We start from the raw sequence: 18,127 nt of genomic DNA, 5'->3' as shown, positions 1-18,127 counted from the left end.
TACAGAGGGCGATGATGGGTTTCGGACCTCAACCCATCCCACGGATTCGCCCTTGCGCTGGGCGTGCCTTCGTAGGATGGGTAGAGCGAAGCGAAACCCATGCAGTGGGGGCTCAGGCGCCCAGCAGCACCAGCCGCTTGCGCACCGATGCCTCGATACCCGCCGCGTCCAGTCCGCACTCGGCGAGCATTTCCGCCGGTTTGGCGTGTTCGACGTAGTAATCCGGCAGGCCCAGGTGCAGCACGGGCTTGACCAGGTTCTCGCGGGCGAGGAACTCGCTGACGGCGGCGCCAGCACCACCCATCACGCTGTTCTCTTCGATGGTTACCAGCAGCTCATGGCTGCCGGCCAGCTCGCGGACCAGCGCCTCGTCCAGGGGTTTGACGAAGCGCATGTCGACCACGGTGGCGTCCAGGTTTTCCGCCACTTGCAGGGCTTCGGCCAGTTGCACGCCGAATACCAGCATCGCCACTTTCGAACCCGCGCGACGTACCACGCCCTTGCCGATTTCCACCGGCGCCAGGGTCGGGTCGATCGCGGCGTTCGGGCCGCTGCCGCGCGGGTAGCGCACGGAGGCCGGGCCTTCGAAGTGGTAGCCGGTAGTCAGCAACAGGCGCAGTTCGTTCTCGTCGCTCGGGGTCATCACCAGCATGCCGGGGATGCAGCGCAGGTAGGAGAGATCGAAGCTGCCAGCGTGGGTCGGGCCGTCTTCGCCCACCAGGCCGGCGCGGTCGATGGCGAACAGCACGTCGAGGTTCTGCACGGCTACGTCGTGGATCAGTTGGTCGTAGCCGCGCTGGAGGAAGGTGGAATAGATGGCCACCACCGGCTTGGCGCCATCGCAGGCCATGCCGGCCGCCAGGGTCACGGCGTGCTGTTCGGCGATGGCAACGTCGAAGTAACGATCCGGGAAGCGCTCACTGAAGGCCACCAGGTCGGAGCCTTCCTTCATCGCCGGGGTGATGCCCACCAGGCGCGGGTCCTGCCCGGCCATGTCGCACAGCCACTGGCCGAACACGTTGGAGTACTTCGGGCCGGACGGTTTCTTCGGCGCGGCCGGGGCCTTGATCGGCTCCAGCTTGGTGATCGCGTGGTAGCCGATGGGGTCGACTTCCGCTGGGGCGAAACCCTTGCCCTTCTTGGTTACCACGTGGAGGAACTGCGGGCCCTTGAGGTCGCGCATGTTGCGCAGGGTAGCGACCAGGGTGGGCAGGTCGTGGCCGTCGATGGGGCCGATGTAATTCCAGCCGAGCTCCTCGAACAGCGTGCCGGGAACCAGCATGCCTTTGGCATATTCCTCGGTACGACGGGCGATTTCCCAGGCGCCGGGCAGGCGCGAGAGCACCTTCTTGCTGCCTTCGCGCATGCTCGCGTAGGTGCGGCTGGAGAGGATCTTCGCCAGGTAGTTCGACAGGCCGCCGACATTGTGCGAGATCGACATGTCGTTGTCGTTGAGGATCACCAGCATGTCCGCCTGCACGTCCGACGCGTGGTTGAGCGCCTCGAAGGCCATGCCGGCGGTCAGCGCGCCGTCGCCGATCACGGCGATCGACTTGCGGTTTGAACCCTGCATGCGGGCGGCGATGGCCATGCCCAGGGCGGCGCTGATGGAGGTGCTGGAGTGACCGACGCCGAAGGTGTCGTACTCGCTTTCCACGCGCCGCGGGAAGGCGGCGATTCCGTCCTTCTGGCGCAGGGTGCCCATCTGCTCGCGGCGCCCGGTGAGGATCTTGTGCGGATAGGCCTGGTGGCCCACGTCCCAGACCAGCCGGTCGTCGGGTGTGTCGTAGACGTAGTGCAGGGCGATGGTCAGCTCCACCACACCCAGGCCGGCACCGAAGTGACCGCCGGTCTTGCCGACGGTATAGAGCAGGTACTGGCGCAGTTCGTCGGCCAGGGTTTCCAGCTCCGCCTCGCCAAGCCGGCGCAGTTGATCCGGCGTCGCCGCGCGGTCGAGCAGGGGCGTGACGGGGCGTTCGCGGGGAATCTCGTGGAACGTCGTGGGCATCAGGCGAATCGTTATAGGTAAAAAAAGATGGGCAAGTTTACCTGATGCGCTCGTCAGTGCCCAAACGTGCTGTCAGTCAGTTCGTAGCACCTTGTGTGATTGATTACGCCGGGTAGTGCCGCGCCAGGAAATCCAGCAACCGCTCATTCACCGCGGCCGGGCTCTCGTTCTGCAGCCAGTGGCCGCAATCGGGCAAACGATGCTGTTCCAGGCGGGGCACCAGATCGGCCATGCGCTTGAGCGTATAGGCCTCCAGACGGGCCACCGGGTCATGGTCGCCGACCATGAACAGCGTGGGTTGCTCGACCTGCCGGCCGGCGAGGTGCTCGGTCTGCTGCCAGTTGCAGGTGAAGTTGCGGTACCAGTTCAGTGGCCCGCGGAAACCGTGTTCGGCCAGGGTGCGCTGATAGACGGCGAATTCGTCGGCGTCGCACCAGCCGGGCAACGCCGGTGAAGCGTCGAGGCCTTCCAGCAGGCAGGCATCGGCGGGTTTGTCGCGCAGCAGGGCGTCGCCCAGGTCACTGAGCAGCAGGCGCAGGCTGCGGTCCAGGTCGGCGTCCAGTTCGGCTTCGGCCACCCCCGGTTCCTGGAAGTAGAGGATGTAGTTGAAGCGCCCGGCGTTGGCCTCGCGCATGATTTCGATGGCCGGCCGCTTCGGGCGACCGCCGAAGGGCACCGAAAGGGCGCCCACGGCACGAATGCGCTGTGGCTCAAGCAGGGCCAGGTGCCAGGCCACGGGGGCGCCCCAGTCATGGCCGACCACGCAGGCGTCTTCCTGCCCAAGGCTGGCCATGGCGGCCTGGATGTCGGCGCAGAGGGTCAGCAAGGCATAGTCCTCGACGGCCTCGGGGGCGCTGCTCTGACCGTAGCCGCGCATTTCCGGCACCAGGACGCGGTAGCCGGATGCGACCAGCGGTCCGATCTGCTGGCGCCAGGAGTACCAGCACTCGGGAAACCCATGCAGCAGCCAGACGGGACGGCCATCGCTCGGGCCTGCCATGTAGAGGCTCAGGGTGATGCCGTTGACCTGCAGCAGGCGGTGTTCGAGAGGGGGCATGACAGGCTCCGGTGGGTTACCAGGTATCGACGAAGGGACGTTTCTTGCCGTCGCGCCTGGCCGGTCGGCCCGCAGCGGTCAGGCCTCGTAGCAACCAGGCGCGGGTTTCCTCTGGATCGATCACGGCGTCGATCTCGAGGAAGCTCGCCATGTTGATCGCCTTACCGTTCTGGTAGGCCTTGGCCACCATCTTGTCGAACAGCTTCTGGCGCTCGGCCGGGTCGTCTACGGCAGCCAGCTCCTTGGCATAGCCCAGGCGCACCGCACCCTCCAGGCCCATGGCGCCGAACTCGCCGCTGGGCCAGGCGATGGTGAACAGCGGTGAATGGAAGCTGCCCGCCGCCATGGCCTGGGCGCCCAGGCCATAGCCCTTGCGCAGCACCACTGTGAAGAAGGGGACCGAGAGGCTGGCGGCGGCAACGAATATCCGCGAGACATGGCGTACCGTCGCCTGCTTTTCCGATTCCGGCCCCACCATGAAGCCGGGGGTGTCGCAGAGCGAGAGCATGGGGATATCGAAGGCATCGCAGAGCTGCATGAAGCGCGCAGCCTTGTCGCCGGCCTGGGCGTCGATGGCGCCGCCCAGGTGCATGGGATTGTTGGCCAGCAGGCCGAAGGCCTTGCCTTCGATGCGAATGAAGGCGGTGATCAGCCCCGGTGCGAACTGACGGCGCAGCTCCAGCACCGAGTTCTGGTCGGCCAGGGTTTCGATCAGTGCGCGGATGTCGTAGACCCGCAGGCGATTCTCCGGGATGGTGTGACGCAGCAGGCGCTGGTCGGCGCACTGCCAATCGGCGAGGTCACCCTGGAAGTAGGACAGGTATTTCTGTACCACCCGTACCGCCTGGGCTTCATCGTCCACCAGCACGTCGATCACGCCGTTGGGGCCCTGCACGCGGGTGGGGCCGACCTCCTCCGGGGCGAAACTGCCCAGGCCGCCGCCCTCGATCATCGCCGGGCCGGCCATGCCGATACTGGCGTTCTTCGTCGCGATGATCACGTCGCAGCAGCCGAGCAGCGCGGCGTTGCCGGCGAAACAACGACCGGAAACCACCCCCACCAACGGCACCAACCCGGACAGCCGCGCCATGCCGACGAAGGTGTGGCAGTCCAGCCCGGCCACGCCGACGAAATCCGAGTCGCCCGGCCGACCACCGCCGCCCTCGGCGAACAACACCAGCGGCAGGCGCCATTGCTCGGCCAGGCCCAGCATGCGGTCGGTCTTCTTGTGGTTCATCACCCCCTGGGTACCGGCGAACACGGTGTAGTCGTAGGCGATGGTCATGCAGCGTGCGGCGTCGCTGCCAAACGGCCCGGCATTTACAGTGCCGATGCCGGCCACCAGTCCATCGGCCGGGCTAAGCTCGATCAGCTCTTCCAGCGAACGACGCCGGCGCTGGGCGGCTAGGGCCAGGGCGCCGTACTCGATGAAGCTGCCGTCATCCAGCAGCGCCTCGATGTTCTCGCGGGTGGTGCGCTGGCCAGTCTTGCGGCGCTTGGCCACCGCCTGCGGGCGGCGCTCATCCGTGTTGATGGCGTGGCGTTCGAGCACTTCGGCGAGGTCGGCGCGGATGTGCTCGAGGTCATGGCTTTCTTCCGACTGTGCGGTGGCGCCGTTCACCTCGGCCGGTTCCAGGAATAGCAGCGGCGCGCCTTCGAACAGGCTGCCGCCGGGCGTCACGGCCAACGCGCGGACGATACCGCCTTGGGTCGTTTTGACCACGAACTCCATTTTCATCGCTTCCAGCACGGCCACCGGCTGGCCGGCGGCGACGGCATCGCCGACCTGAACGTCCAGGCTGACCAGCACGCCCTGGCTGGGGGCATTCAACGGTACGCACCCGGCCGGTGCCTCGATCTGGACGCCAGGGTTGCCGCCTGTGTTAGTTGCAGCACTGATGAACAGGTGAGGGTGGGCTTCCTGCTGCGGCGCCAGGAGTTGTTCAATCTCTCGCTCGATGAAGCGGGTATCCACGCCAGCGGCCAGTTCCGGGCGGCGCAGCAGGTTCTGCAGGAAGTGGATATTGCTCGTCACCCCCTCCAGGCGGAACTCGCAGAGCGCGCGATAGGCACGGCGCAGGGCCATGGGCAGGTCATCACCCTGGACGATCAGCTTGGCCAGCAACGAGTCGTAGCTCGGACTGGTGGGGTAGCCGGCATAGCCGTAGCCATCGACGCGGATGCCCGGCCCGCTGGGCGGTTCGTAGGCGCTGATCAGGCCGCCGGCGGGGCGGGCGCTGCCGTCGCTGTGCATGCTTTCCAGGTTGATCCGCAACTGCACGGCGAATCCGCGCGCTGGCACGGGCTCCACCAGGCCCAGGTCGGCCAGGCGGGCGCCGGCGGCGAGGCGCAGTTGCGTCTGGACCAGATCGATGCCGGTGACCGCTTCGGTGATGCAATGCTCCACTTGCACGCGCGGGTTGGCTTCCATGAACACGAAGTCGCTGCGTTCGCCGTCCACCAGAAACTCGAAGGTGCCGATGCCGCGATAGGCAACAGCGGCTGCCAGGGTCAGTGCGGCGTCCAGGATGCGCTGGCGCAGGTTTGCGTCCAGGTCGGGGGCCGGGGCGATCTCGATCACCTTCTGGTGGCGCCGCTGCAGGCTGCAATCGCGCTCCCAGAGATGGGTCACCCGTTCGCCGTCGCCCAGCACTTGGACCTCGATATGGCGGGCGTTCTCGATCAGGCGCTCGACGTACAGCTCGCCGTTGCCGAATGCCGCGCGAGCCTCGGACTGGCAGCGCTCGAAGGCCTGTTCCAGTTCGACCGCGTCGCGCACCGCACGCATACCGCGCCCGCCACCACCGGCCAGCGCCTTGAGCATGATGGGGCCACTTTCCAGCAGGGCTCGGGCTTCCTCGAGGGTGGTGGCCTGGTTGCTGCCCGCTGCCAGCGGCAGGCCACAGCGGGCCGCCAGTTCACGGGCGCGGGCCTTGTCACCGAACAGCGCCAGGGCCTCGGCCGAAGGGCCGACGAAGCGAATGCCAGCCGCCTCGCACTGGCGGGCGAAGTCGGCGTTCTCGCTGAGAAATCCGTAACCGGGATGCACGGCGTCGCAGCCGTGCTGGCGAGCGATTTCGACCAGCTGCGCAGCGTTGAGGTAGGCCGCGGCGCCCCGACCCTTCAGGGGGACTGCGAGGTCAGCCTTGCGCCAATGCAGGGACAGATCGTCGTCCTCGGCGTACACCGCGACACTGCGAATCCCCAGTTCGGCGGCGGCGCGGGCGATGCGGATGGCAATTTCGCCACGGTTGGCAATCAGCAGAGACTGGATGTCAGTGTTCACGGCGAGGGTCCTTGGCATGCGTTCGATGGATCTTAGGCACTGGCCGCCCACCGCCGCAGCCAACTGTGTCGTGACGAATACCCGCCACTCATGGCGGTTGATGATCCGGTGACATGGATTGTCCGAATCGGCCCTTGTCGCCACCCGGTACGCTGAAGTATCTGTGGCGCCCTCATCTCTTCCACAAGGACCGTCCATGAACGAACTGCTGCACAGCCTGGACTGGGTGCTGCCCCTGCGCAGTGATGTGCTGACGCCGGTAATGCGCTTCTTCACCCTGCTGGGCTACGAGAAGTTCATCCTCTTCTTCCTGCCGCTGGGGTACTGGGCCTGGAACCGTGGCGTATTCCTGCGCCTGCTGGTGCTGGTTGCCGTGACGGCGCTGCTCAATGCCTGGCTCAAGGACTACTGGCAGGACCCGCGCCCAGACATCGCCCTGCGCATGGACCATGAGGTTGGCGACACGTTCGGCCTGCCCAGCGGGCATGCGCAGATAGCTGTGGTCATCTGGTTCTGGCTGGCCTTAGAGCTGCGCCGCGCCTGGGCCTGGGTAGTCAGCGGCGTGGTGGTGACAGGGATCATCTTCAGCCGTCTCTACCTCGGCGCCCACGATGTGGAAGACGTGGTGGGCGGCTCGCTGCTGGGTATCGCCACGCTGCTGCTATTCGCCCAGGTGCGGCACTGGAGCTGGTGGCGCGAGGCCCATGGGCTTTGGCATCTGGGGTTGATCCTGTTGGCGTTCCTGGCAGCCTGGCTGACCTGGCCGGGCGTGGCACCGAGCTACGTACCCCTGCTGGCGGGGTTGATGCTCGGGGTGCTGTTCGGCTATCGCCAACTGGTGTTTTCCGCCGAGGTCGCGACCTGGCGCCGTCTGCTGGCCGCCGTCATTGGCGCGGGGATGTTCATCCTGTTGCAGAAGGTGCTGAAGCTGGCAGGCGCAGCGTGGCCGCTGGACCCGCAACTCTGGCAAGGGCTGCGCGGGCTGCTCATGGGCCTGTTCGTGGCAGCGGCGATGCCGTGGCTGCTGGTGCGGTTGGGGCTGCTGCAGGTTGTCGCTGAGCCGCAGCCAGAAACGCTTGCCGGCGAAGCAACCTAGAGACGGAAGGCGGAAGCTGAGACGCGAAGCGGCGCAGTATCAGCTACGCCGCTCGACGATGTAGCGGGCCAGGGCGCGCAGCGGTTCGGCCGACTCCCCGAGGTTGGCGATGGCGAGCAGGGCCTGATCGCGCAGTTTCAGCGCGTAGGCCTTGGCTTCGTCCAGGCCGAGCAGGGAGGGGTAGGTGGGTTTGTCGTGGGCCTGGTCCTTGCCCTGGGTCTTGCCCAGGGTTGCGGTATCGCTCTCCACGTCGAGGATGTCGTCCTGCACCTGGAAGGCCAGGCCAATGGCGCGGGCGTAGATCCGAAGTGCGGCCAGGGCGGCCGGGTCGGCACGGCCGCTGGCCAGGGCGCCGAGGCGCACGCTGGCTTCGATCAGGGCGCCGGTCTTGTGCCGGTGCATGGTTTCCAGCGCGGTCTGGTCGAGCTTGATGCCCACCGAGCCGAGGTCGATGGCCTGGCCGCCGACCATCCCGGCGGGACCCGCAGCGTGGCCAAGGCTGGCGATCATCGCCAGGCGGGTTTCGGCATCGTGGGGGTTGTGCTGGGCATCGGCCAGCACCTCGAAGGCCAACGCCTGCAGGGCATCGCCAGCGAGGATGGCACTGGCTTCGTCGAAGGCGATATGGGTGGTGGGTTGGCCGCGGCGCAAGTCGTCATCGTCCATGGCCGGCAGGTCGTCGTGGACCAGCGAATAGGCGTGGATCAACTCCACGGCGCAGGCGGCGGCATCGGCACGGGCCACATCTCCGCCCAAGGCTTCACAGGCGGCATAGACCAGCAGTGGGCGAACCCGCTTGCCACCGTTCACCACGCTGTAGCGCATGGCCTGGTAGAGGCGTTCAAGCGGTGCGAGCGGGGCGATGAACAACGCGTCGAGGGCAGCATCCACCCGCTGCTGGCAGCGCGTCTGGTAGTTGGAAATCATGCTTGCTCGTCCGCGTCGAAGGGCGCCTCTTCCAACTGGCCGTCGCGTTCCAGCAGGATTTGCACTTTCTGTTCTGCCTGATTCAGCGCGGCCTGGCACTCACGGGTCAGGCGGATGCCCTGCTCGAAGGCGCTGAGGGAGTCCTCCAGCGACAGTTCGCCACTCTCCAGGCGTTCCACCAGGGACTGCAGATCGGCGAGGGACTGTTCGAAATCGGGGGAGGCTTTCTTGCGGGCCATGATGCTGTCTCGCGGAGGTCAAATCGGTCGCGACACTAGCAGAGCCGCCACCCGTGGGCAAATGAAGGGGGCGGATGGTTACTGTGTAAAGAGGGTTCCGGACGGGGCAGCCTGTAGGGGCGAATTGGTAACCCCTCTTTACCGGTCTCAGGTCGTGACGAAGTAGTAGACCGTCATTCCCGTCCCCACCGCGATCACCAACCACCGCAGCCAGCGGCTCGGCAGGCGTCGGGCCAGGGCGCCGCCGGCATAGCCGCCGCAGCTGGCCGCCGCGAGAAGCACCGCCAGTTCACTCCAGCTCACCCGGCCAGCGGCGATGAAGGTGACCACCGCCACGCTATAGATGGTGCTCGACAGCAGGTTCTTCAGGGCATTGGCCCGCAGCAGGGGATGGCCTTCGATGGAGAGGGCTGCCAATTGCAGGATGCCCATGCCGGCACCGAAGTAACCGCCGTAGATGGCGACCAGCGTATGGCTCAGGTTGCTACCCAGCCCATGAGCCGGCAGTCCACCGGCTTTCTGTTGGCGATTGACCAGCTTGCTCAGCCAGGGGCTGGCCGCGAACAGCAGGGTGGCCGTGAGCAGTAGCCAGGGGATCAGGCGGCGAAAGGTCTCATCGCCTCCCGCCAGTAACAGCAGACCGCCGCCCAGGCCTCCCAGCAACGACAGCAGCACCAGCGGGACCACGTAGCGCCCCAGCGGACGCAGCTGATCGCGTGCAGCCCAACTGGCAGCCAGGCTGGCCGGCCACAGGGCTACTGCGTTGGTGGCGTTGGCGGTTACCGGCGGCAGCCCGGTGGCGAGCAGGGCGGGGAAGGAGAAGAAGGTGCCGCCGCCAGCAAGGGCGTTCATGCCCCCGGCGGCGAAGCCGGCGAGCAGCAGCAGGAAAACGTCGTGGAGGCTCATGGTCGGGCGCGCAAAAACCGGCAGGTTACCCCCGGGAATGAGCGGTGGCAAAGGACCGGCGAACGGTTACCCACCCGATTGGCCGCCGACCAGTGAGCCGAATCGCCGCCTGAATGGGAACGCGTCGTTCGCCAGTAGCAGTATGCTTTCATCAACTCGTATGGGGCGGGGGCGGTAAAACGAAGGGAAGCCCACTCCACAGGCCTTTCCAGGCAGTATCAGCGAAAGGCGACAAGGCAAAGTACCACGCGTTAGCGTCAGGCCGGAACCGGGCTCAGCAGTACCTGGTTCCGGCCTCTTTCATTGTGCCTTCGGGTCGTCCGCCAGCAGCGCGAAACCTTCGCGGTTATCGCTGACGATACGGAATTGCTCGCTCTGGCCGGGCTCCACATGCGCAGCCTTTTCGCGGCGCAGGCGGCCCATGGAGCAGAGGGTGTCGTCCGTCTCGTCGATACCGATACCGACGATGCGGTCGCCCGGTGGCACCTGGAAGCTCGCAACCTCCCCGATGCCAATGCGTGCCGCCAGCTGACGGTCCACGTGCACGGCGATGTAGCAGCCGCTACCCAGTCCCCCCATGTCGCGGTTGACTACGATCTGGCCGCCGCCCTCCACCGGCTCCTGAAACGCCAGCAGACGATCGGCGGGTACGTGCGTGATTTGCGTCGGGTCGGTTCGATAGGACGAGCAGCCGGCGAGCAGAAGCAGAGAGACAGCAACACAGGTCAGACGCATGGAGCCCTCCTTGGGCGGAGCGAACATCGGGCAATGCTGGAACTCTAGTGGAAGCCCCGGGCTTTGCCATGGAAAAGCCCGGTTGGTTGCCTCAGTGCCGGTCGGCGGCATCTTCCGCTGGAAGCTTTTTCAACCGGTAGGCCAGGGCGGGGCGGGTCATGCCCAGCAGGCGTGCGGCTTCCGAGACGTTCTGCTGGGTGCGCTTCATCGCCCCCTGCATCAGCGCTTCTTCCACCGCGTCCAGGCTGAGGCCGCTGTCGATCAGCCGCTCCACCCAGTCGAGCTCGACGCTGGCCGTGCGGGCCACCAGCTCGCCTTCACTGGACAGGCCGATGCTGTCGGCTTCATGCGAGAGATGCGGGAACAGCGCGTCGGCGCTGATGCTCTGGTTGGCGTCGGTAATGATCACGCCACGCTCGATCAGGTTCTCCAGCTCGCGGATGTTGCCCGGCCAGTCGTAGCGCAGGCAGGCTTCCAATGCTCGGTCGGAAAGCCCGAGAGTGGTCTTGCCGTAGCTGGCGTGGAGGCGCGACAGGAAATGCTCCACCAGCAGTGGAATGTCTTCCCGGCGTTCCCGCAGCGAGGGGATGAACACCGGGTAGACGTTGAGCCGGTAGTAAAGGTCAGCGCGAAAGCGCCCTGCCTTTACCGCCTGCGCAAGGTCTTCATGGGTGGCGGCCACCACACGGACGTCAACTTTGCGGGTCTGCGAGTCTCCGACCCGCTCCAATTCTTCTTCCTGCAGCACCCGCAACAGGCTGGCCTGGGCGCGGGGCGTGAGCTCCACCACTTCGTCGAGGAACAGCGTGCCGCCGTTGGCGCGCTCGAAGCGGCCCATGCGCGACTGCTGGGCGCCGGTGTAAGCGCCGCGCTCCACGCCGAACAGCTCGGCTTCGATCAGGTCCGGTGGAATGGCGGCGCAGTTCAGCGCCACGAAAGGCCCGCCAGCCCGCTCGCTGCGCAGGTGCAGGCTGCGCGCCATGACCTCCTTGCCCACCCCGGTCTCACCCAGTAGCAGTACCGAGGCCTTGCCCGGCGCGGCTTTGTCGATCAGGGTGCAGGCCTTGCGGTAGAGCGGCGCCTGGCCAATGCCGTAAAACTGTCCAGCGTCGTGCTGCAGGCGCTGGCGCATGTTCGCCACCTGCACTTGCAGGGCCTGGAGTTCGTCGATGATGGGGTCGCTCTGGAAGTAACGGAGGAACTCCTCGGCGTCCTCCCATTCCTCCACTGGCTTGCCGATGATGCGGCAGCGCGAGTCGCCGCAGCCGCGGCAGCTGACCTCCTTGTAGAGCACCTGGCGACCGAGGAAGAAGGACGAATAGCTGATGGCATACCCGAGCAGGGTCCAGCACACCGGCTGGTCGGAGTGCAGCCCCTCAGCCTGGCAGTTTTCCACCTCGTAGGAGTTCTGCCATTCGAGGTCGGCGTAGAACTGGCCATTCTCGATGTCGATGTTCATCTCCAGTGGATGGACCTTGACCATGCCCTTGAGCGAATGCAGCTGCGGACCGGTGAGGAACATCTCCACGGCGTCGGCCTCCGGACGCAGTTTGCGCGCCAGTTCGGCATCCTTCAGGCCGGACTGGTAACCCAGGCGCAGGAACAGCCCCTTGGCCCGCTCGATTCCAAGCATCTCGATCAATTCACGCCGGAAAGATCCCATGGCCGAGGCCTGGAGCAGAAGCATGCGTTGCTCGTTGAGCCAGATCTTGCCCTCGTTGCCGAGGAAGCGGACCTGATCGGTCAGGTCCTTCAGGGTCGGGCTGTGCTCCGACGCCTTGTAGTCAACTTTCATCGTGTTGCACCCCAGATTGTTCTTGTACGGGGAGGTAGGCGACCCACCGCTCAGGCAGGCGGTTGCAAGGGTTCGACCGGGCGGCCGGAAGACGCAAGGAAGGGCCGCTCTCTTTTTTCTAAGCGGCCTGAAAGCCGGTGAAAAGTCAATCGCCGCTGCTGATTGGCGATTTGCTCAAAGCGTTCTCGAACGTTGAGCAAATGGTGAAAAGCCACCGGCCTGACAACGACCTTCAGTGCCCGTTGCTTTTGCCTCGCCACGCCGTAAAGCCCAATTAAAACAACGTCTTGAAAGAGAATTGGCTGCCCTTGCGAACGCTGGCACAGCCGTTGCTCTACCCCTGGCAACCCGCCCATGGAGTTGCATTGCATGAGCCAGCAACAGACCCGCTTCGATCAACTGCCGCGTTACGTCCGGGTGCGCAGCGAGCCTGACGCCACTTTCGTCGAGTTCGATTTCGCCATCGGCTATCCGGACCTCTTCGTCGAACTGGTTTTGCCGCGCGCGGCCTTCGCCAGCTTCTGCGAGCAGAACCGGGTTCAGCACATGGATGCGGAGATGGCCGAAGCCATCGACGCCGACATGGAGAAATGGCGCTACGGCGAGAGCCGCGATCAGGTCGACTGATGGCTTGACCACGACGCGCCGACTCCCCACAACAACAAGTACAGGACGCCCTGCATGAGCATCGAGATCAAGACGGCAACGGCCGAGCCGATCCGCCAGACCTTCAGCCACACCCGCCGGCGTTTCGGCGACAAGCCTGCCAGCCGCTACCAGGAGGCCAGTTTCGATATCGAGGCCGCCACCAACTTCCATTACCGCCCGCTCTGGCAGCCGGACAAGTTGCTCAACGACCCCACCCGTACTGCCGTGCGCATGGCCGACTGGTACAGCGTCAGCGACCCGCGCCAGTTCTACTACGGCGCCTATGTGCAGACCCGCGCCAGAATGCAGGAGAACGCCGAGCACGATTACGCCTTCTGCGAGAAGCGCAACCTGTTGGCCGGGCTGGATACCGCCAACCGCGAGCAGATTACCCGCCTGCTGCTGCCCCTGCGCCATGCGGAGCTCGGCGCCAACATGAACAACAGCGGTATCGCCGCCGATGGCTTCGGCACCAGCCTGACCCAGCTGCACATGTTCCACGCCATGGACCGTCTCGGCATCGCCCAGTACCTGTCGCGCATCGGCCTGATGCTCGATGACGGCGGCACCGACCTGCTCGCCGAAGCCAAGCGCCAGTGGCTGGAGGACCCGGCTTGGCAGGGGCTGCGCCGCTACGTGGAGGACACGCTGGTGGTGCGTGACTGGTTCGAACTGACCTTGGCGCAGAACCTGGTCAGCGATGGCCTGCTCTACCCGCTCCTGTTCCACAAGTTCGATGAGCAGCTGTGCGCCCAGGGTGCCGGCCAGGTGGGCATGCTCACCGAATTCATGCGCCTCTGGTTCGCCGAGACCCAACGCTGGGTCGATGCCCTGGTGAAAACCGTCGCTAGCGAAAGCGCTGAAAACCGTCAGCTCGTCGAAGGCTGGGTCACCCAATGGCAGGCCCGTGCCCTGGAGGCCCTGGCGCCGCTGGCCGAAATCGGTCCCGGCGCCGCCGCCCTCGACACCGTGGCCGGCGAGTTCGCCGCCCGCCTGAAGAAACTCGGCCTTGCAGGAGCCGCGCAATGACTTCCCTCGTCTACATCGCCTTCCAGGACAACGACAACGCCCGCTACATCGTCGAAGCCATCGTCCAGGACAACCCCCACGCCGAGATCCAGCATCAGCCGGCCATGATCCGCATCCAGGCCGAAGGGCGCCTGGAAATCCACCGCGCCACAGTCGAGGAAAAGCTCGGCCGCGAATGGGACGTGCAGGAGATGCTCATCGACGTCATCACCCTCGGCGGCAACGTCGAGGAAGACGAAGACCGCTTCGCCCTGCACTGGAACTGAACCCGCGCATAACGACAAGAATCGGGAGAGCCACCATGGCCGCCAAACGCCTGAACCAGAAAGACAAGTACCGCTGCCTGACCCGCGACCTGGCCTGGGAGCCGAGCTACCAGAGCAAGGACGATATCTACCCCTATGAGCGCTTCGAGGGCATCAAGATCACTGACTGGGACAAGTGGGAGGACCCCTTCCGCCTGACCATGGACGCCTACTGGAAATACCAGGCCGAGAAGGAGAAGAAGCTCTACGCCATCTTCGACGCCTTCTCCCAGAACAATGGCCACACCAACCTCTCCGACGCGCGCTACGTCAACGCGCTGAAGCTGTTCCTCAGCGGCGTGACGCCGCTGGAGTACCAGGCCTACCAGGGTTTTGCCCGTGTCGGCCGGCACTTTGGCGGGGCCGGCGCACGAGTCGCCTGCCAGATGCAAGCGATCGACGAACTGCGCCACGTGCAGACCCAGATCCACGCCATGAGTCACTACAACAAGCACTTCAACGGCCTGCATGACTTCGCCCACATGCACGACCGGGTGTGGTTCCTCTCGGTGCCCAAGTCCTTCTTCGAAGACGCGCGAACCGCCGGGCCGTTCGAGTTCCTCACGGCGATCTCCTTCAGCTTCGAGTACGTGCTGACCAACCTGTTGTTCGTGCCCTTCATGTCCGGTGCGGCCTATAACGGCGACATGGCCACCGTCACCTTCGGTTTCTCGGCGCAGTCCGACGAGGCCCGGCACATGACCCTCGGCCTGGAGGTGATCAAGTTCCTGCTGGAGCAGCACGAAGACAACGTGCCGATCATCCAGCGCTGGATCGACAAGTGGTTCTGGCGTGGCTACCGCCTGCTGACGCTGGTGGGGATGATGATGGACTACATGCTGCCGAACAAAGTCATGTCCTGGGCCGAGGCCTGGGAGGTGTACTACGAGCAAGCCGGCGGCGCGCTGTTCAAGGACCTGGAGCGCTACGGGATCCGTCCGCCCAAGTACGTCGAGCAGACCACCATCGGCAAGGAACACATCAGCCACCAGGCCTGGTCGATCTTCTACCAGTACAGCCAGGCCACCAACTTCCACACCTGGATACCCACCGACGAAGAACTGGACTGGCTCTCGGCCAAGTACCCGGACACCTTCGACCGTATCTACCGCCCGCGCTACGAGCACTGGCGCGAGATGCACGCCCGTGGCGAGCGCTTCTACAACAACACGTTGCCGATGCTCTGCCAGGTCTGCCAGATCCCGCTGGGCTTCACCGAGCCGGACGCAGATACGACGCTGAGCCACCGCAGTACGGAACATGGCGGCGAGCGCTTCCATTTCTGCTCCGACGGCTGCTGCGACATCTTCCAGTACGAGCCGGACAAGTACGTCCAGGCCTGGCTGCCGGTGCACCAGATTCTCCAGGGCAACTGCGGCGGCGCCGATGTCGAGGCGGTGGTGCGCGACTACTACAACATCGCCTTTGGCCAGGACAACTTCGACTACCAGGACTCGCCGGAGCACCAGCGCTGGCGCGAGTGGCAGGGCGACAAGCCCGCCGACGTCGCCAAGGCCGGCTGAGCCCAGTGGCGGGTGCCGCGCGCCCGCCCTCTAACCCATTACAAGAAGGACAGTGTCATGCCCGTGACTGCCATCGGTGCCTACGAGGCACAATCCCTGGACCGCCAGGAAAACTTCAACGGCCTGCAACTGGTGTACCTCTGCTGGGAACGCCACCTGATGTTCTGCGCCCCCTTTACCCTGCCGCTGCCGCCGGAAATGCCCTTCGGTGACTTCATCGAGAACGTGGTAAAGCCGGCCATCGCACCGCACCCCGATGCCGCGAAGGTGGATTTCAAGAAGGCCCTCTGGCGCCTGGACGATGCCGACTTCCAGCCCGACCTGACGGCGGGGCTGGCCAGCAACGGCATCGGCCACAAGAGCCTGCTGCACCTTTCCACCCCCGGCCTGGATGGCCTCAACGGCAGCTTCAACTGAGGAGGTCGCCATGAGTTACCAGGTCACCATCGAACCTACCGGCGAACAGATCGAAGTGGAGGAGGGCCAGACCATCCTCCAGGCGGCGCTGCGCCAGGGCGTCTGGTTGCCCTTCGCCTGCGGCCACGGCACCTGTGCCACCTGCAAGCTGCAGGTGCTGGAAGGGGAGGTGGACGTCGGTGCCGCCTCGCCCTTCGCTCTCATGGACATGGAGCGCGACGAGGGCAAGGTGCTGGCCTGCTGCGCCATCCCGCAGAGCGATCTGGTGATCGAGGCCGACATCGACGTCGACCCGGATTTCGCCGGCCACGCCGTGCAGGACTACCGCGCCACCGTGATCGCACTGGACGACCTCTCGCCCACCATTAAGGGCGTGCGCCTGAAACTGGACCGGCCGATGGACTTCCAGGCCGGGCAGTACATCAACCTTCAGATTCCCGGCATCGAAGGCACCCGCGCCTTTTCCCTGGCCAACCCGCCGAGCCGTGCCGACGAAGTGGAGTTGCACGTCCGTCTGGTCGAAGGCGGACAGGCGACGAGTTTTATCCATGACGGCCTGAAGGTGGGCGATGCGCTCGAACTCTCCGGCCCCTATGGCCAGTTCTTCGTGCGCGGCTCGCAGGCCGGCGACCTTATCTTCATCGCCGGTGGCTCGGGGCTGTCCAGTCCGCAGTCGATGATTCTCGATCTGCTGGAGCAGGGGGATACACGGCGCATGACCCTGTTCCAGGGCGCTCGCACCCGTGCCGAACTCTATAACCGTGAACTCTTCGAGCGCCTGGCCGAAGAGCACGAGAACTTCACCTACGTGCCGTCCCTCAGCCAGGCGGCGGAAGACACTGAGTGGACCGGCTTCCGCGGCTATGTACATGACGCGGTGAAGAAGCACTTCGACGGTCGCTTCACCGGCAACAAGGCTTACCTCTGTGGGCCGCCGCCGATGATCGACGCCGCCATCACCGCGCTGATGCAGGGGCGGCTTTTCGAGCGCGACATATTCATGGAGCGCTTCCTGACGGCTGCCGATGGCGCTGGCGAGAGCACCCGCTCAGCCCTGTTCAAGCGCATCTGAATCCGCTTCATCCGCCGCTCCGTGCCGCATGCACGGACGGCGGCTCACGCCCATAAAAACAACAAGGTATTGCTGATGAGCGCCAAACTGCGTGTCCTTTCCTGCTGCATCTTCGCCACTTTCGGCCACATCGCCCATGCCACCGAAGGTGGAGGCTCCACCTATCCAATGGGCGCCGAAAACTACATGTCCGGCGCCATGCCGCCACCAGGCTTTTACGGCCAGGTGTTCTCCACTCATTACGAAGCCGACACCCTGCGCGGCAACGATGGCCGCAGCCTGCCCGTGGATTTCCGTGTGCGCGCCAACGTGGTCGCGCCACGCCTGATCTGGGTGAGCGAGCAGCAGCTGTTCGGCGGCAACCTGGCCTTCGCCGCGCTGGTACCCTTCGTCGACCTCAAGGTGGATGTGAATGGCCAGTCCCAGCACAAGAAGGGCCTTGGCGACGTCATCTTCGGCCCCGCCCTGGGCTTTCATCACAGCGACAAATTGCACAGCATCTTCGCCCTCGACTTCATCGCACCCACGGGTGAGTACGACCGCGGAGACCTGGCCAACATCGGACGCAATTACTGGACCGTCGAGCCGGTATGGGCGATTTCTTACGTCGACCCCGCCGGGCTCAACGCTAGTGTGAAACTGATGTACGACTTCAATCGGGAAAACCCAGCCACCGACTACCGCTCCGGACAGGAATTCCACTTCGACTACTCCGTTGGCTGGGGCCTGGGCAATGGCTGGGTTCTGGGCGTGGGCGGCTACTACTATCGCCAGACCACTGACGACCGCCAGGATGGCGAGCGCATCGACGACAACAAGGGCCGCGCCTTCTCAATCGGCCCATCGATCATGTACAGCAACCAGGATGGCTGGTTCCTCACCGCCAAGTGGGAACAGGAAACCCAGGTGCGCAACCGCGCGGAAGGGGATGCTTATTGGCTGAAGCTAACGGTGCCGTTCTAGCGCCTGTTCACGTGGGCAGGCCTGCGTCCTGCTTGGCGAATGATTTGGCTATGTCTGCGTTAGTTGTTGCAACGATGAAGGAAGTGCTCTAGTGCAGACCTTCGAGGCTTCCGCGCCAGCC

17 protein-coding genes are annotated in these 18,127 nt (G+C 65.1%); 8 read left to right on the top strand and 9 right to left on the bottom strand.

Annotated features, from left to right (window positions below; genetic code table 11):
- Nucleotides 1-112 precede the first annotated feature (112 nt).
- From dxs to E8F20_RS05285, 3 genes are all read right to left on the bottom strand, one after another.
- Nucleotides 113-2,008: a 1-deoxy-D-xylulose-5-phosphate synthase gene (dxs, locus tag E8F20_RS05295; RefSeq protein ID WP_280282778.1), complete on the bottom strand. Its 1,896-nt coding sequence runs from the start codon at nucleotides 2,006-2,008 to the stop codon at nucleotides 113-115.
- 103 nt (nucleotides 2,009-2,111) lie between these two features.
- On the bottom strand, nucleotides 2,112-3,065 hold the full coding sequence (locus E8F20_RS05290; protein WP_280282777.1) for an alpha/beta hydrolase: 954 nt from the start codon (nucleotides 3,063-3,065) through the stop codon (nucleotides 2,112-2,114).
- Between the two features lie 16 nt (nucleotides 3,066-3,081).
- Nucleotides 3,082-6,351, bottom strand: a complete 3,270-nt coding sequence (locus tag E8F20_RS05285) for a carboxyl transferase domain-containing protein (RefSeq protein ID WP_280282776.1) — start codon at nucleotides 6,349-6,351, stop codon at nucleotides 3,082-3,084.
- Nucleotides 6,352-6,547: 196 nt separating this feature from the next.
- On the opposite strand from E8F20_RS05285, the gene E8F20_RS05280 reads away from it, so the two are divergent.
- The gene (locus E8F20_RS05280; protein ID WP_280282775.1) at nucleotides 6,548-7,447 is read left to right on the top strand and encodes a phosphatase PAP2 family protein; all 900 of its coding nucleotides are present in this window, start codon (nucleotides 6,548-6,550) and stop codon (nucleotides 7,445-7,447) included.
- Nucleotides 7,448-7,486: 39 nt separating this feature from the next.
- Here E8F20_RS05280 and ispA read toward each other — a convergent pair whose 3' ends face one another.
- The 6 genes from ispA to E8F20_RS05250 all read right to left on the bottom strand — a co-directional run bounded on the left by ispA (nucleotide 7,487) and on the right by E8F20_RS05250 (nucleotide 12,420).
- Entirely contained in the window at nucleotides 7,487-8,374 is an 888-nt protein-coding gene (gene ispA, locus E8F20_RS05275) for a (2E,6E)-farnesyl diphosphate synthase (protein WP_280282774.1), read from the bottom strand.
- Nucleotides 8,371-8,613, bottom strand: coding sequence for an exodeoxyribonuclease VII small subunit (locus tag E8F20_RS05270; protein ID WP_028629179.1), 243 nt, complete (start codon nucleotides 8,611-8,613; stop codon nucleotides 8,371-8,373). The genes ispA and E8F20_RS05270 overlap by 4 nt, the downstream gene beginning before the upstream one ends.
- 147 nt (nucleotides 8,614-8,760) lie before the next feature.
- On the bottom strand, nucleotides 8,761-9,519 hold the full coding sequence (locus tag E8F20_RS05265) for a sulfite exporter TauE/SafE family protein (protein WP_280282773.1): 759 nt from the start codon (nucleotides 9,517-9,519) through the stop codon (nucleotides 8,761-8,763).
- 300 nt (nucleotides 9,520-9,819) lie between these two features.
- On the bottom strand, nucleotides 9,820-10,254 hold the full coding sequence (locus E8F20_RS05260; protein WP_280282772.1) for a 3-isopropylmalate dehydratase: 435 nt from the start codon (nucleotides 10,252-10,254) through the stop codon (nucleotides 9,820-9,822).
- Between the two features lie 91 nt (nucleotides 10,255-10,345).
- Nucleotides 10,346-12,049 (bottom strand): sigma-54-dependent Fis family transcriptional regulator, encoded by a 1,704-nt coding sequence (locus tag E8F20_RS05255; RefSeq protein ID WP_280282771.1) that lies wholly within the window; start codon nucleotides 12,047-12,049, stop codon nucleotides 10,346-10,348.
- Nucleotides 12,050-12,099: 50 nt separating this feature from the next.
- Nucleotides 12,100-12,420 (bottom strand): hypothetical protein, encoded by a 321-nt coding sequence (locus E8F20_RS05250; RefSeq protein WP_280282770.1) that lies wholly within the window; start codon nucleotides 12,418-12,420, stop codon nucleotides 12,100-12,102.
- On the opposite strand from E8F20_RS05250, the gene E8F20_RS05245 reads away from it, so the two are divergent.
- The 7 genes from E8F20_RS05245 (at nucleotide 12,419) to E8F20_RS05215 (ending at nucleotide 18,006) form a co-directional block, all read left to right on the top strand.
- Nucleotides 12,419-12,676 (top strand): phenol hydroxylase subunit, encoded by a 258-nt coding sequence (locus tag E8F20_RS05245; RefSeq protein WP_280282769.1) that lies wholly within the window; start codon nucleotides 12,419-12,421, stop codon nucleotides 12,674-12,676. The two genes, E8F20_RS05250 and E8F20_RS05245, sit on opposite strands and share 2 nt — an antisense overlap.
- Nucleotides 12,677-12,730: 54 nt before the next feature.
- On the top strand, nucleotides 12,731-13,726 hold the full coding sequence (locus E8F20_RS05240; protein WP_280282768.1) for an aromatic/alkene monooxygenase hydroxylase subunit beta: 996 nt from the start codon (nucleotides 12,731-12,733) through the stop codon (nucleotides 13,724-13,726).
- Nucleotides 13,723-13,992, top strand: a complete 270-nt coding sequence (locus E8F20_RS05235) for an MmoB/DmpM family protein (protein ID WP_028629173.1) — start codon at nucleotides 13,723-13,725, stop codon at nucleotides 13,990-13,992. Before E8F20_RS05240 ends, E8F20_RS05235 begins: the two co-directional genes overlap by 4 nt.
- 35 nt (nucleotides 13,993-14,027) lie before the next feature.
- A complete protein-coding gene (locus E8F20_RS05230) occupies nucleotides 14,028-15,554 on the top strand; it encodes an aromatic/alkene/methane monooxygenase hydroxylase/oxygenase subunit alpha (RefSeq protein ID WP_280282767.1) in 1,527 nt (508 codons plus the stop codon).
- 57 nt (nucleotides 15,555-15,611) lie between these two features.
- Entirely contained in the window at nucleotides 15,612-15,971 is a 360-nt protein-coding gene (locus tag E8F20_RS05225; protein WP_028629171.1) for a phenol hydroxylase subunit P4, read from the top strand.
- A 10-nt stretch (nucleotides 15,972-15,981) separates the two neighbouring features.
- Nucleotides 15,982-17,043, top strand: coding sequence for a phenol 2-monooxygenase domain-containing protein (locus E8F20_RS05220; RefSeq protein ID WP_280282766.1), 1,062 nt, complete (start codon nucleotides 15,982-15,984; stop codon nucleotides 17,041-17,043).
- Nucleotides 17,044-17,118: 75 nt separating this feature from the next.
- Entirely contained in the window at nucleotides 17,119-18,006 is an 888-nt protein-coding gene (locus E8F20_RS05215; RefSeq protein ID WP_280282765.1) for a transporter, read from the top strand.
- Nucleotides 18,007-18,127: the final 121 nt, after the last annotated feature.

The sequence above is a fragment of the Pseudomonas sp. BN415 genome, from assembly GCF_029871195.1.
Classification (GTDB): domain Bacteria; phylum Pseudomonadota; class Gammaproteobacteria; order Pseudomonadales; family Pseudomonadaceae; genus Metapseudomonas; species Metapseudomonas resinovorans.
This window is presented reverse-complemented; position numbering and strand designations above follow the sequence as displayed.

Bases quoted from the DNA above. Each gene is read 5' to 3' on its own strand.
- E8F20_RS05240 (WP_280282768.1), top strand. From the start codon at position 12,731: ATGAGCATCGAGATCAAGACGGCAACGGCCGAGCCGATCCGCCAGACC.
- E8F20_RS05215 (WP_280282765.1), top strand. From the start codon at position 17,119: ATGAGCGCCAAACTGCGTGTCCTTTCCTGCTGCATCTTCGCCACTTTC.
- E8F20_RS05235 (WP_028629173.1), top strand. From the start codon at position 13,723: ATGACTTCCCTCGTCTACATCGCCTTCCAGGACAACGACAACGCCCGC.
- dxs (WP_280282778.1), bottom strand. From the start codon at position 2,008: ATGCCCACGACGTTCCACGAGATTCCCCGCGAACGCCCCGTCACGCCC.
- E8F20_RS05230 (WP_280282767.1), top strand. From the start codon at position 14,028: ATGGCCGCCAAACGCCTGAACCAGAAAGACAAGTACCGCTGCCTGACC.
- E8F20_RS05265 (WP_280282773.1), bottom strand. From the start codon at position 9,519: ATGAGCCTCCACGACGTTTTCCTGCTGCTGCTCGCCGGCTTCGCCGCC.
- E8F20_RS05220 (WP_280282766.1), top strand. From the start codon at position 15,982: ATGAGTTACCAGGTCACCATCGAACCTACCGGCGAACAGATCGAAGTG.
- E8F20_RS05290 (WP_280282777.1), bottom strand. From the start codon at position 3,065: ATGCCCCCTCTCGAACACCGCCTGCTGCAGGTCAACGGCATCACCCTG.
- E8F20_RS05225 (WP_028629171.1), top strand. From the start codon at position 15,612: ATGCCCGTGACTGCCATCGGTGCCTACGAGGCACAATCCCTGGACCGC.
- E8F20_RS05255 (WP_280282771.1), bottom strand. From the start codon at position 12,049: ATGAAAGTTGACTACAAGGCGTCGGAGCACAGCCCGACCCTGAAGGAC.
- E8F20_RS05245 (WP_280282769.1), top strand. From the start codon at position 12,419: ATGAGCCAGCAACAGACCCGCTTCGATCAACTGCCGCGTTACGTCCGG.
- E8F20_RS05270 (WP_028629179.1), bottom strand. From the start codon at position 8,613: ATGGCCCGCAAGAAAGCCTCCCCCGATTTCGAACAGTCCCTCGCCGAT.
- E8F20_RS05260 (WP_280282772.1), bottom strand. From the start codon at position 10,254: ATGCGTCTGACCTGTGTTGCTGTCTCTCTGCTTCTGCTCGCCGGCTGC.
- E8F20_RS05250 (WP_280282770.1), bottom strand. From the start codon at position 12,420: ATGCAATGCAACTCCATGGGCGGGTTGCCAGGGGTAGAGCAACGGCTG.
- ispA (WP_280282774.1), bottom strand. From the start codon at position 8,374: ATGATTTCCAACTACCAGACGCGCTGCCAGCAGCGGGTGGATGCTGCC.
- E8F20_RS05280 (WP_280282775.1), top strand. From the start codon at position 6,548: ATGAACGAACTGCTGCACAGCCTGGACTGGGTGCTGCCCCTGCGCAGT.